Origin of the sequence: Mesorhizobium mediterraneum (genome assembly GCF_002284565.1) — a bacterium.
GTDB classification, from domain to species: domain Bacteria; phylum Pseudomonadota; class Alphaproteobacteria; order Rhizobiales; family Rhizobiaceae; genus Mesorhizobium; species Mesorhizobium mediterraneum.
Genome location: NZ_NPKI01000015.1, coordinates 121,070 through 133,889 on the forward strand (window position 1 = coordinate 121,070; position 12,820 = coordinate 133,889).

The following is a 12,820-nucleotide window of genomic DNA, read 5'->3' on the forward strand; positions in this document are numbered from 1 at the left end:
GTCAGCCGCGGATCATTCGTCGGCGTCGATCTCATCATCGACGAGAACCATCTCTCCATTCGAGAGGTTCGCCTCGACGCGGGCGAGCAGCTTGAACAGCGCCTTCTGGTCCTTTTTGTCGAGACCTTTCAGCGCCTGCTTCTCGGTCTTCTTCACCGATTTCTCGATGGCGTGAATGATTTCGCGGCCGGTGTCGGTCAGGAAGATATGGGCCTGGCGGGCATCGGCGGCCGAGGCGCGCTTTTCCAGGAAACCCTGCGCCTGAAGCCGGTTGATGGTCTTGGTGATGGTCGGCGGGCGAACACCGAGGCGGCCGGCAAGATTGCCGGGCGTCTGCCCGTCCTCGCGATCGAGCGCCAGCATGATCTGGTCCTGGCCGGCATAAAAGCCGTGCCCTAGGAGCCGCGCCGCCAGCGCAGTACGTGCCAGCCGCGCCGCCGAATGCAGCCGGCTCATTGTCGCAGTTTTGTCCGCCTTGGCCATGGTCATCCCTCTTCGGCCGAACCGGTGCGGACAGCATAGAGGCAGCCGCCCGGTTGGCAATCGACGATCAAAAAGATCCGGCTCTGCAAAACAGCTTTGCCGGCAAGCAATGCGATGTCCGCCGTGGCTAATGCCAGATGTTTATTTCAGTTAGATGACAAACGACTTTTCAGTGCAGGTGGGAGCTTTCCGCAGGAGCGCCGCACACACGAAACGAGACTCAATCAGCCTTTACCGCGACGATCATCAACGCCTGGTAGGCGTCCGCCACCTCACGCAGCGCCGCCTGCGACAGCGGCCCGGCGCGCCGGGCGATACCGTCCCTGGCATTCAGCGTATCCCGTCTGCCGGACCGGTCGGTGTAGGGCGCGACAGTGGTGAATATCTGCTCGCTCAGGCTGTCGGGGAAAAACAGCTGGCCGGTCATCACCGAATTGTCGTTGGGGAAGACCTTGAAGTGGATGTGGGTGGTGCGGCCGCGATACCAGCCGGGATAAATGGTGGCGAAGGAAACGATGCCGGTGTCGTCCGTCTTTTGCCAGCCGCGCAGAAAACTCTGGCCTGACGTGTCGACATCCTGGTCGTCACCTTGTCCACGATAGCCCGAATAATGCCCTTGCGCATCGCAATGCCAGATGTCGACGCGCGCGCCGGGAAGCGGCCGGCAGCCCGCGTCGACCACCTGCAGCCGTACATTGAGGGCAATGCCCGCTTTGCCTTCGGTGATATCGGCGCGCCGGAGCTTCGGGTCGAAATAGAACGGTCCCTCGGTCGCTTCCGGCGTGATCGCGCAAACGCCGGCACCGCTATCGAACAGGGCAAGTCCGGCATAGGGCGAGGCCTGCTGAGCCAGCACGATGCCCGGCAGAAAGACGCCGCCGCCCGCGCTGACGGCGATGAGGCCGAGCGCCTGACGCCGGTTCAATGGAAATGAGGACGGTTTGTCGGACATCCGGCGCCTCTTTCATTCTGTCGAGCAACTCACCTTGTTCTTATCTAGGCAGTGAGGCCAGCCCGCACTAATGAAAGTTCGGCAATGTTGGCGCCTGTTTGGCCCATTGGTTTGCTGCGTGCAAAAGCAAGGCGCACATCCTATATGGAGCCAACAATCCTTTTCGAGGCCCAACATGAGCGATGCACAGACGACGCAGATCCCCGTAACCGTTCTCACCGGCTATCTCGGCGCCGGCAAGACGACACTGCTCAACCGCATCCTTTCGGAAAACCACGGCAAGCGCTACGCCGTCATCGTCAATGAATTCGGCGAGATCGGCATCGACAACGAGCTGATCGTGGAATCCGACGAGGAAATCTACGAGATGAACAATGGCTGCGTCTGCTGCACGGTGCGCGGCGACCTGATTCGCGTCGTCGAGGGCCTGATGCGCCGGCCGGGCCGTTTCGACGCCATCGTGATCGAGACGACCGGCCTCGCCGATCCGGTGCCGGTGGCGCAGACCTTCTTCATGGACGACGATGTGCGCTCCAAGACCAGGCTCGACGCAGTGGTGGCGCTGGTCGACGCCAAGCACCTGCCGTTGCGGCTGAAGGATTCCCGCGAAGCCGAGGACCAGATCGCCTTTGCCGATGTCGTCGTGCTCAACAAGACCGATCTCGTCACGCCGGAGGAACTGAGCAAGGTCGAGGCGACGATCCGCGCGATCAACCCGGCGGCCAGGATCCATCGCACCACACGCGCCGGCCTGGCGTTGTCGGAAGTGCTCGACCGCGGCGCCTTCGATCTCTCGCGGGCGCTGGAGAACGACCCGCATTTCCTCGAGGCGCATGACGACCATGACCACGACCATCATGACCATGACGGCCATCATCACCATGATCATGACGGGCATGACCACCATCATCACGCGCACCCGTCCGATATTCATGACGTGACGGTGCAATCGGTGTCGTTGCGCGGCGGCGAGATGGACCCGAAGAAATTCTTCCCGTGGATCGAGAAGATCACCCAGATGGAAGGCCCGAACATCCTGCGGCTGAAAGGCATCATCGCGCTCAAGGGCGATGATGAGCGCTATGTCATCCAGGGCGTGCACATGATCATCGAGGGCGACCACCAGCGCGCCTGGAAGGACGGCGAGAAGCACGAGAGCCGGCTGGTGTTCATCGGCCGCGAGCTCGATGCCGAGCGGCTGAAGAAGAGTTTTGACGCCTGCCAGGCCGCTTGATTTCCAAACCTTATAACGATAGCGCTGGCCCTTCTTCCTTCTCCCCTTGTGGGAGAAGGTGGCCGAGCGAAGCTCGGTCGGATGAAGGGTGTTCCAGCTTGGCACTGACGGCGTTTCGTCCAGCACCCCTCAACCGTCTTGGCGCTGCGCGCCAATCCACCTTCTCCCACAAGGGGAGAAGGTCGCGTCGCACCTAGCCACGCTAACGATTCCTCTGCGGCGGCAAGGCGACCACAACGATCTCTAATGGAACAGCTCGCATGCCCACAGTCGCCCCGCTTGATCTCGATGGCCATTGCATCGCCGCCGTCTTCCTTGACGACGTGCCGCACTTTGCCCTGGCCGACGGCGCCATCCATCGGCTCGACCATGGCCACAAGACTGTGCAGGCCAATGACGGCTTGCTCGCGGCCTTCCACGACGCGGCCAACGACCGGCTGATCACCGGCGGCGAGGACGGCAAGGTCTTTGCCGTCACCGCAGGCGGCAATGCGGCGGAACTGGCAAGCGCCGGCAAAAAATGGATCACCAGCGTTGCCGCCGGGCCGCAAGGTGCTGTCGCCTATGCCTCGGGCAAGATCGCCTTCGTGCGTTTCGCCGACGGCAAGACCAGGGAATTTGCGCATCCGCGTTCGGTCGAGGGGCTAGCGTTCTCGCCCAAGGGGATGCGCTTTGGCGTTGCCCGCTACAATGGCGCGACGCTGCATTTCCCGGCGGCCGACGGCAAGCCTGTCGAGCTCGAATGGGCCGGCGCCCACACCGGCATCACCTTCTCGCCGGACGGCGCCTTCCTCGTCACCACCATGCAGGAGAACGCGCTGCATGGCTGGAAGCTGGCCGACGGCAAGCACATGCGCATGAGCGGCTATCCCGGCAAGGTCAAAAGCCTGTCGTGGAGCGCCAAGGGAAAATGGCTGGCGAGTTCCGGCGCACCGGCAGCGATCGTTTGGCCGTTTTCGGGCAAGGACGGGCCGATGGGCAAAGCGCCGCTGGAGCTCGGCACGCGCGGTAACGCCATGGTGACCTCAGTGGCCTGCCATCCGAGCCAGGATGTCGTCGCCGTCGGCTATGATGACGGCATGGTGATGGCCGTGCGCTTCACCGACGCCAAGGAAGTGCTGCTGCGCCGGCCGGGCAAGGGCGCCATCACCTCGATGATGTGGGACAGGCAAGAGCGGCGCGTCGCCTTCGGCAGTGCGGCCGGCGACTGCGGCGTTATCGATATTTCGGCATAACTAGCCGGGAGTTCTACTCGGCCCCGCAGGAGACCTTGCCGGTCAATTCGACAGGCTTGCCGTCTTTGTCCGCGGCAGCCGTGCCGTCATAGATCGCGAGCGAATAGCGCCCGTCATAAACGCCTTCTTCGCTGACCTTGGTCAAGATCGTCAGTTCGACTGAGCTATAGGTGTTTGCGACCTCGTGCTCGCGATAGACGAGCAGCCGCAGTTCCTTGCCGTCGAGCCAGTATTGCGTGAGGTTGGAATCCTCGAACACGCTCTTGCGCAGACCGTCGTCAACGGGCCTACCAAGAATTTCGAGGTCGCCGCGAAAATTGAAGGTCGGCCCGCCCATGCCTCTGGTGACGCCAGCTTCGACCTCGAATTTCACCGCGGCATCCTCGGTGGAGCACCAGATGCCGCCGGTGGCGAAGGCCGTGCCGGCCGACAGCAGCAGCGTTGTTACACAGAAGATCGTCCGCATCTTTTCTCCCCCAAGCCACATACCCACCCGCATTGATGCTGGAGGATGCCCTGAGGTCAAGCGCCAGTCCTCTTCTATCGTGGCCGCTGAACCAATGCAGGGCGGCCGCGCGGCCAATTGCGGTTCCGGATGCCGATTGGCTAGAGTGACGTACGAGAGGGGCCTTCATGCATACAATCGACCATTCAAAGACATCCATCGGCGGCATCAGCACTGCCCGCATCGCCGATCTGCGCGAGACCGAGGCCGAAGCCTTCCGCAAGGCACGGCCGAAATCGGCAGCGAAGGCCGGCAATGGTCTGCCGGGCTTCTTCGGCGGCGTGCCGATGCACTGGATGAACGACTGGCCGACGCCGTTCCCGATCCTGGTCGGCAGCGCAAAGGGCGCCACCATCACCGATATCGACGGCAACAGGCTCGACGATTTCTGCCTCGGCGATACCGGCTCGATGTTCGGCCATTCGCCGCCGCCGGTCGCCCGCGCCATCCGCCGGCAGGCTGGACGCGGCCTCACCTACATGCTGCCTTCGGAGGATGCACTCGCCATCGGCCCGCTGCTGAAACAGCGCTTCGGCCTGCCTTTCTGGCAGATCGCGACGACGGCGACCGATGCCAACCGCTTTGCGCTGCGCGTTGCCCGCGCCATCACCGGCCGGGAAAAGATCCTGGTCTTCAACGGCTGCTATCACGGCTCGGTCGACGAGACGATGGTGCGGCTGGTCGACGGCAGACCGATCAACCGGCCGGGACTGGCCGGCGAATTTCGCGACCTGACCCGGGCAACCGATGTCATCGAGTTCAATGATGTGCCGGCGCTTGAGGCCGCGCTCCGGGACGGGGATATCGCCTGCGTCATCACCGAGCCGGTGCTGACCAACTCCTGCATGGTGCTACCCGATCCCGGCTTCCACGAAGCGCTGCGACGTCTCACCCGCGCGGCCGGCACCCTGCTTCTGATCGACGAGACGCACACGATCTCGACCGGTCCCGGCGGCTATACGGCGAAACACGGCTTGGAGCCGGACCTGTTCGTGCTCGGCAAGCCGATCGCCGGCGGTGTGCCGGCCAGCGTGTGGGGCATGAGCGAAAACGTCGCCGCGCGCTATGCTGCCTATAATAGCCAGAAACAGCCCGGTTATTCCGGCATGGGCACGACGCTCTCGGCCAATCCGCTGCAATTCGCGGCGATGCGCGCCACGCTGGAAGAAGTGATGACCGAAGAGAACTATGACCATATGGACCATCTGGCGCGGCGGCTCGACGCCGGGCTGACCGCCGTCATCGACCGCTACCGCCTGCCCTGGCATGTTGCCCGAGTCGGCGCACGCGTCGAGTTCATCTGCGCGCCTGGCCCGCTGAGGAATGGCGGCGAGGCGGAAACAGCGCACGCGCCGGAGCTCGAAGCGGCGATCCATGTCGCGCTAGTCAATCACGGCGTGCTGATCGCGCCGTTCCACAACATGATGCTGATCTCGCCGGCGACGAGTGCTGCCCAGGTCAACCGCCTGATCACCGCCTTCGGTGCGGTTGCGGCAAGGCTCGCGGCATGAGACAAGCTTGCGTATGAGAGAAGCGCACAAGCAAACTTTGAACGCTATCATCGCCTCCCCTTCGGGCTCGACGCCCGCTGAGGCGCAAACCTTTCTCGATGCCCATCCCGAGATCGAAGCGTTCGACATAGTGCTGACCGACGCCAATGGCGTCGGCCGTGGCAAGATCGTGCGCCGGCATGAACTGATGAGCATCTTCGAGGGCGGCCGGCACATGCCGATATCCATCCTCGGCCTCGACATTACCGGCGAGGACGTTCACGAGACCGGGCTGATCTGGACGACCGGCGACGGCGACCTGCGGGCATGGCCGATCCCCGGCACGCTGGTGCCGCTGTTCGGCACACAGCCGCCGCGCGGCCAGGTGCTGATGGCGATGTATCATCTCGATGGTCAGCCCATGTCGTCTGATCCACGGCTGGCGCTGGCGAGGCAGGTGGAGATACTGGCGGCCAAGGGCCTGCATCCAGCCGGCGCCTTCGAGCTCGAATTCTTCCTCCTCGCCAATGAGCGTGACGCCGACGGCAAGGTGCGACCGGCGAACGCGGTGCTCGACGGCCGCCGCTCGGCCAAGACCGAGGTCTATTCCGTCGACCATCTGCACGGCATGGAGCCGCTATTTTCCGACATCTACGCCGCGGCCAAGGTGCAAGGCATCCCGGCCGAGACGGTCATTTCCGAATATGCGCCCGGCCAGTACGAGCTGACGCTGAATTATCGCCAGGATGTGATGCGGGCGGCCGACGATCTCGTCATGCTGAAGCGGCTGGTGCGGGCACAGGCGCGCCGCCACGGCGTCACCGCTTGCTTCATGGCCAAGCCGATCGAGAAGTATGCCGGCTCCGGCATGCATTTCCATGTCTCGCTGCAGGACAAGGCCGGCAAGAACGTCTTCGCTGAAGCCAGCGGCGAGACCTGGTCCTTGCCGCTGCTGCGCGGACTGGGCGGCCTCATCCAGACCATGGCCGAATCGATGCTGGTGTTCGCACCGCACGCCAATTCATGGCGTCGCTTCGTCTCGCAATCCTATGCCCCAGTGGCGCCGACCTGGGGCGTCAACAACCGCTCGGTGGCGCTGCGCGTGCCGGCAGGCGATGCGAAAAACCGGCGCATCGAGCACCGGCCGTCGGGCGTCGACGCAAACCCCTATCTGGTCGCCGCAACCGTGCTGGCCGGCATCACCAGGGGTCTCGACGAAGGACTCGACCCCGGCCCCGAAACCACCGGCAATGGCTACGAATCGGCAATCACGCGCACGACCATGCCGGTAGACTGGCGCGCCGCGATCGAGGCCGCTCGCGCGTCGACGTTCCTCAAAGGAGCGTTGGGCGAAGACCTGCACCGGACATTCGTTGCGATCAAGCAATCCGAATATCTGCGCGTGGCGCGCACCGTCAGCGAGTTGGATTATCATCTCTATCTGCATGAGGTGTGAGGATCGCATCGCCGGTCATTCTCCCGGCGAAAGCCGGGTCCGAGCTATTTGAAGGAACCTTTCCGGGGCTTCGCTCATTCCGCATCTGATCGCAGCAGCGGACAAGGCCGCATCAGCCATGATCGCCAGGATGCAGACAAATCCCGCGCCACGCCACGCCAAGGTGCAGGCAAGACGCTGGCCCAAGCCTGAATTGCCTGAGACGGCGGAAGCGGACGGCGCAAGCACCATTCCCGAACTCAGCGAAGTGGCGAAAGCCTGCCGCCGCTGTTCGCTGTGGCGCAATGCGACACAGACTGTGTTCGGCGAAGGCCCTGACAAGGCCAAGGTGATTTTCGTCGGTGAACAGCCCGGCGACCAGGAGGATCTGGCCGGCAAACCTTTCGTCGGGCCTGCTGGCAAGGTCTTCGACGCAATCCTGGACGAAGCCGGCGTCGACCGGCTGAAAGTCTATGTCACCAACGCGGTCAAGCATTTCAAATTCGAGCCGCGCGGCAAGCGGCGCATCCACTCCAAGCCGAACGCCGGCGAGGTGCAGGCCTGCCGCTGGTGGCTCGACAAAGAGCTCGATCTGGTAAAACCCAATCTGGCTGTGGCGCTCGGCGCAACGGCGGCGCAGTCACTGCTCGGCAAAGTCGTGCCGATCATGAAGATGCGCGGCGCGGTCGTGGAGCGCGAGGATGGCCTGCGTGTGTTCGTCACGATCCATCCGTCCTTCATCCTGCGTATCCGCGAGCCGGCGGACAAACAGGCCGAACGCGAGCGGTTCCTGAAGGATATGAAGGCGGTGAAGACGCTGATGGCCGCCTGAACCTACCTGATCAGTATCGCCCGGAGATCATTGACGTTCGTCCCGGTCGGGCCGGGCACGAAAAGATCGCCAATAGCATTGAATGCCGTCCAGGCATTGTTGCCGGCAAGCATCGCCTTGGCATCGACGCCTGCCTCCCGCATCCGCGCCACAGTCGAACCGTCGGCAAAGGCGCCGGCATTGTCTTCCGAACCGTCGATGCCGTCGGTATCGGCGGCCAGTGCATGGATGCCATCCATGCCGCTGATGCCTATGGCGAAGGCGAGCAGAAACTCGCTGTTGCGGCCGCCCTTGCCTTTTGTGCGCACGGTCACTGTCGTCTCGCCGCCCGACAGGATCAGCACCGGCTTTGGGAAAGGCCGGTTGCGCGTCGCAACTTCACGCGCGATCGCGGCGTGGACACCGCTGACCTCGCGCGCTTCGCCCTCGATGGAGTCGGAGAGGATGACCGCCTCGATGCCTTGGCGCCTGGCTTCGGCCGCAGCCGCCTCCAGCGATACGCCGGCCGAGGCGATCAGATGCACTTCATTGCGCGAAAAACGCGGATCGTCGGCGCGCGGCGCCTCTGCGGCCGGCGAATTGATATGCGCCATCACCGCGGCCGGCAGTCTCATGTCATAGGCGGCGATCGACGCCAATGCGTCTTCGCGGCTGCCGGAATCGGGAACGGTCGGGCCGGAAGCGACCAGCGCCGGATTGTCGCCCGGAATGTCGGAGACGACCAGCGACACCACCTTGGCGGGATATGCTGCCGCCGCCAGCCTGCCGCCCTTGATCGTGGATACATGCTTGCGGATGGTGTTCATTGCGGCGATCGGCGCGCCGGAGGCAAGTAGCGCCTCGTTGACGGCGATCTCGTCGGCCAGCGTCAGACCTCCAGCAGGCGACGGCAGCAGCGCCGAGCCGCCGCCCGAGATAAGCGCCACGACCAGATCGTCCGCGGTCAGCCCCTGCACCTTTTCGAGCAGCCGGCGCGAGGCTTCGAGGCCGGCGGCGTCCGGCACCGGATGCGCCGCCTCGATGATCTCAATGCGCTGGCAGGTCGCGCCATAGCCGTAGCGGGTGACGACCAGCCCTTCGATCGGCCTGTCCCATACTTTTTCGAATGCCGCCGCCATCTGCGCCGAGCCTTTTCCGGCGCCGATGACGATGGTGCGGCCTTTCGGCATTGCTGGCAGATGATCCCTGATGGTCCTCTGAGGATCGGCAGCGGTAACGGCGGCATTGAAGATCGATATGAGGAAGGGTTTCGGGTCGAGCACGGTCATACTGCGCCGGCACCAACGTCGATGCAGTTTTCCCACCGCTGCCGCTGCCCCTCATCCTTACCCTCTCCCCGTATAGAGACGGGGAGAGGGGGTCGCCAGCGTTGGAGCGCTTCCCTTCTCCCCGTCACTATGCGGGGAGAAGGTGCCGGCAGGCGGATGAGGGGCGCCGCCAACGTCAAGATTTTGCTTCCGGCGGCAACGCAAGCTCGCGCGCATCGATACCTAGGTGGGCGCAAAGCGCATCGACGACGACGCCGTGATCCTCGCGCTCCGGCAAGCCCGAGACCGCGATCACACCGATCACGCCGGCACCTTTGACCGTTATGGGAAAGCCGCCACCGGCCAGCACATAGTCTGATATGTCGAGCCCCTCACCGGGTTTGAAGCTGCGGTCGGGACGCTGCTGCTCCAGCACCATGCGGTAGGTGCTTCTCAAAAACCGGCGCACGACGTTGGTCTTGCGCCGCGCCCAGTCCGGATTGGAGGCATTCGAGCCTGGCATCGCTGCATAGAACAGCGGCCGGTCGAAGGTCCTGATGTCGACGATGATCGGCAGGTCTTCGGCTAGCGCCCGGTCGCGGATCGCCGAGCCGATCTTGAAGGCGACAGCCTCGTCGAAGATGGGGAAGACAAGCGTGGCTTCCTGTTTCTTGATCAGAGCGATGTCGTCCGCAACGGCCATGTCGTTCCCCTGTCAACTTCGCTGCAGGCTTTGACCGATGGCTGCCGCCCGGTCAAGACGGAACGTGCGGGATAGCTAAACCGCCATATCGCTCTTCGCCGCCCGCCCGGCGACATAGACTTCGCGCACGGCGCGGTCGTCGCCGAGCGTCTGCAGCATAAACAATTCCTCCGCCAGCGTGTCCGCCGTCTCCATCCGCAGCCGCATCGCCGGCGTGGCGCGGGCGTCGAGCACGATGATATCGGCATCGCTGCCTTGGTCCAGCGTGCCGATTCTTTCCACGACCGACAGCGCCTCGGCATTGCCGCGGGTGAGCTGCCAGAACGACTGGAACGGGTTGAGTTTTTCGCCGTTCAGCGCGATCACCTTGTAGCCCTCGTCCATGGTGCGCAGCATCGAGTAATTGGTGCCGCCGCCGACATCGGTGGCGGCCGCGATGCGGAGAGCTTTGTCTCGCGTGCGGTAGCGCTGATAATCGAACAGGCCCGAGCCGAGAAACAGGTTCGAGGTCGGGCAGAACACCACCACCGAGCCTGAATCCGAAAGCGAATCCGCCTCGCGTTCCGACAGATGAATGCAGTGGCCGAACAAGCTTTTGCGCCCGAGCAGCCCGTAGTGCTCGTAGACGTCGGTATAGTCGCGCGCCTTTGGATGGAGCTGCAGCGTAAAGGCAATCTCGGCGTGGTTTTCCGACAGGTGCGTCTGCATGTGCAGATCAGGATATTCGCGGCAGAGCGCGCCCGCCATTTCCAACTGCTCATGCGACGAGGTGATGGCGAAGCGCGGCGTGATGGCATAATGCTGGCGTCCCTTGCCGTGCCAATCGGCGATCAGCGCCTTGCTATCGTCATAAGCCGATTGCGCTGTATCGAGCACACCCTCCGGCGCGTTACGGTCCATCATCACCTTGCCGGCGATGTTGAGCATGTTGCGGTCATGCGACTCGGCGAAGAACGCTTCGGCGGACTCCCTGTGGACCGAGCAATAGGCGGCGACTGTCGTCGTGCCGTGACGCACCACCTCATCGAGAAACAGCCTGGCAATGCGGCGGCCATGCTGGGCGTTCTGGAATTTGGTTTCCTCAGGAAAAGTATAGGTGTTCAGCCAGTCGAGCAGTTCCGCGCCATGGGAGGCGATGACCTGCATCTGCGGAAAATGCGCATGCGCGTCGATGAAGCCCGGCAGCAGCAGATGTGGGCGGTGATCGATCTTTTTTGCGCCTTCATCAGCCTTTTTCTCGACCTCGGCATAGGTGCCGGCGGCTGCGATCCTGCCGTCGCGGATCAGCAGGCCGCCGTCCTCCTCGTAGCGCCAGGCGGGATGGTCGTCGACGGTCTCAGGCCAGCGCAGAAAGGACAGTGTGCGGCCGCGCAGGAGTGGGCTGATCATGCTTATTTCTCCGCCTCCTCGAACCATGCCACCAGCAGTGCCCGTTCCTTGTCGGTAATCTGCGTGACGTTGGCGGGCGGCATGGCGTGGCTGCGGCCGGCCTGCAGGTAGATCTCGCGGGCTTGCTCGGCGATATCGGCGTCCGTGTCGAGCATCACACCTTTTGGCGCGTGATAGATGCCCTCGTAGGACGGCTCCTGCGCATGACACATCGAGCAGCGGCCAAGCACTGTGTCGCGCACGGCGGGAAAATGCGCCGAGGCGACATAGATTTGTGCCGCCGAGGACGCCTTGGCTTCGCCGGTCAGCACTTTCGGCACCGTCGACAGCCACATGATGACGACGAACAGGACGGCGGCAGCCAGCCAAGTCCAGGTCGGGTTGCCCTTGCGCGCATGCATGGTGTTGAAATAATGCCGGATCAGCACGCCGATGATGAACACCAGCGAGGCGATCACCCAGTTGAACTCAGTGCCGAAGGCCAGCGGGTAGTGGTTCGACAGCATGAGGAACAAAACAGGCAGGGTCAGGTAATTGTTGTGCAGCGAGCGCTGCTTGGCGATCTTGCCGTATTTCGGGTCGGGCTTGCGGCCGGCTATCAGGTCGGCGACGACGATCTTCTGGTTCGGGATGATGACCATGAAGACGTTGGCCGACATGATCGTCGCTGTGATGGCGCCAAGATGCAGGAAGGCGGCGCGGCCGGTGAACAAATGGGTAAGACCCCAGGCGATGAACACCAGCACGGCGTAGAGCACCAGCATCAGGCCGGTGTCGCTTTTGCCGAGCGGCGAGCGGCACAAGAGATCATAGACCACCCAGCCGACGCCGATCGTCGCCAGCGACAGCAAGATGCCTGTAGGCACCGACATGGCGAGGACATTGGGATCGATCAGGAACAGGTCCGCCCCGGCATAGTAGACGACGCACAGCATGGCGAAGCCCGACAGCCAGGTGGCGTAGGATTCCCATTTGAACCAAGTCAGGTGCTCAGGCATCTCGGCCGGCGCCACCAGATATTTCTGCACGTGATAGAAGCCGCCGCCATGCACCTGCCATTCCTCGCCGAAGGCGCCGGCGGGCATGCCCGGACGCTGGCGCAGGCCGAGATCGAGCGCGACGAAATAGAAGGATGAGCCGATCCAGGCGATGCCGGTGACGACATGCAGCCAACGCACGGCGAAGCTCAGCCAGTCCCAGAAAATCGCGAAATCCATCATTGAAAGGTCGTCCCTGCCGATTGGGTGACTTTACGGGCTGGAGCGCAAACGGAAAGGGCCGAGCTGCACGATGACTTTCAAAAAAAATTGGAAAA

The 12,820-nt window shown here is 63.3% G+C and carries 12 protein-coding genes; 5 read left to right on the plus strand and 7 right to left on the minus strand.

The window, feature by feature from the left end; translation table 11 throughout:
• Window positions 1-12 precede the first annotated feature (12 nt).
• Together CIT25_RS09950 and CIT25_RS09955 are read right to left on the minus strand one after the other, a co-directional pair.
• Window positions 13-483: a MarR family winged helix-turn-helix transcriptional regulator gene (locus tag CIT25_RS09950; protein WP_095484383.1), complete on the minus strand. Its 471-nt coding sequence runs from the start codon at window positions 481-483 to the stop codon at window positions 13-15.
• A gap of 220 nt (window positions 484-703) precedes the next feature.
• Window positions 704-1,435, minus strand: coding sequence for an intradiol ring-cleavage dioxygenase (locus tag CIT25_RS09955; protein ID WP_095484384.1), 732 nt, complete (start codon window positions 1,433-1,435; stop codon window positions 704-706).
• 175 nt (window positions 1,436-1,610) lie between these two features.
• On the opposite strand from CIT25_RS09955, the gene CIT25_RS09960 reads away from it, so the two are divergent.
• Both CIT25_RS09960 and CIT25_RS09965 read left to right on the plus strand, forming a co-directional pair.
• Window positions 1,611-2,669, plus strand: coding sequence for a CobW family GTP-binding protein (locus tag CIT25_RS09960; protein ID WP_095484385.1), 1,059 nt, complete (start codon window positions 1,611-1,613; stop codon window positions 2,667-2,669).
• Between the two features lie 260 nt (window positions 2,670-2,929).
• On the plus strand, window positions 2,930-3,904 hold the full coding sequence (locus CIT25_RS09965; RefSeq protein WP_095484386.1) for a WD40 repeat domain-containing protein: 975 nt from the start codon (window positions 2,930-2,932) through the stop codon (window positions 3,902-3,904).
• Window positions 3,905-3,917: 13 nt separating this feature from the next.
• Here the strand turns inward: CIT25_RS09965 and CIT25_RS09970 are convergent, their stop codons facing one another.
• Window positions 3,918-4,370: a hypothetical protein gene (locus CIT25_RS09970; protein ID WP_095485051.1), complete on the minus strand. Its 453-nt coding sequence runs from the start codon at window positions 4,368-4,370 to the stop codon at window positions 3,918-3,920.
• Between the two features lie 167 nt (window positions 4,371-4,537).
• Between CIT25_RS09970 and CIT25_RS09975 the strand changes: the two genes are divergently transcribed.
• The 3 genes from CIT25_RS09975 (at window position 4,538) to CIT25_RS09985 (ending at window position 8,166) form a co-directional block, all read left to right on the plus strand.
• Window positions 4,538-5,920: an aspartate aminotransferase family protein gene (locus CIT25_RS09975; protein WP_095484387.1), complete on the plus strand. Its 1,383-nt coding sequence runs from the start codon at window positions 4,538-4,540 to the stop codon at window positions 5,918-5,920.
• Between the two features lie 13 nt (window positions 5,921-5,933).
• Window positions 5,934-7,355 (plus strand): glutamine synthetase family protein, encoded by a 1,422-nt coding sequence (locus CIT25_RS09980; RefSeq protein WP_095484388.1) that lies wholly within the window; start codon window positions 5,934-5,936, stop codon window positions 7,353-7,355.
• An 85-nt stretch (window positions 7,356-7,440) separates the two neighbouring features.
• Window positions 7,441-8,166, plus strand: a complete 726-nt coding sequence (locus CIT25_RS09985) for a UdgX family uracil-DNA binding protein (protein WP_280953363.1) — start codon at window positions 7,441-7,443, stop codon at window positions 8,164-8,166.
• Window positions 8,167-8,168: 2 nt separating this feature from the next.
• On the opposite strand, the gene CIT25_RS09990 is transcribed toward CIT25_RS09985, so the two are convergent.
• From CIT25_RS09990 to CIT25_RS10005, 4 genes are all read right to left on the minus strand, one after another.
• A complete protein-coding gene (locus tag CIT25_RS09990) occupies window positions 8,169-9,434 on the minus strand; it encodes a glycerate kinase type-2 family protein (protein WP_095484390.1) in 1,266 nt (421 codons plus the stop codon).
• 175 nt (window positions 9,435-9,609) lie between these two features.
• The gene (locus tag CIT25_RS09995; protein WP_095484391.1) at window positions 9,610-10,116 is read right to left on the minus strand and encodes a heme-degrading domain-containing protein; all 507 of its coding nucleotides are present in this window, start codon (window positions 10,114-10,116) and stop codon (window positions 9,610-9,612) included.
• A gap of 75 nt (window positions 10,117-10,191) precedes the next feature.
• A complete protein-coding gene (guaD, locus tag CIT25_RS10000; protein WP_095484392.1) occupies window positions 10,192-11,505 on the minus strand; it encodes a guanine deaminase in 1,314 nt (437 codons plus the stop codon).
• Between the two features lie 2 nt (window positions 11,506-11,507).
• Window positions 11,508-12,725 (minus strand): urate hydroxylase PuuD, encoded by a 1,218-nt coding sequence (locus CIT25_RS10005; protein WP_095484393.1) that lies wholly within the window; start codon window positions 12,723-12,725, stop codon window positions 11,508-11,510.
• Between the last annotated feature and the right edge of the window lie 95 nt (window positions 12,726-12,820).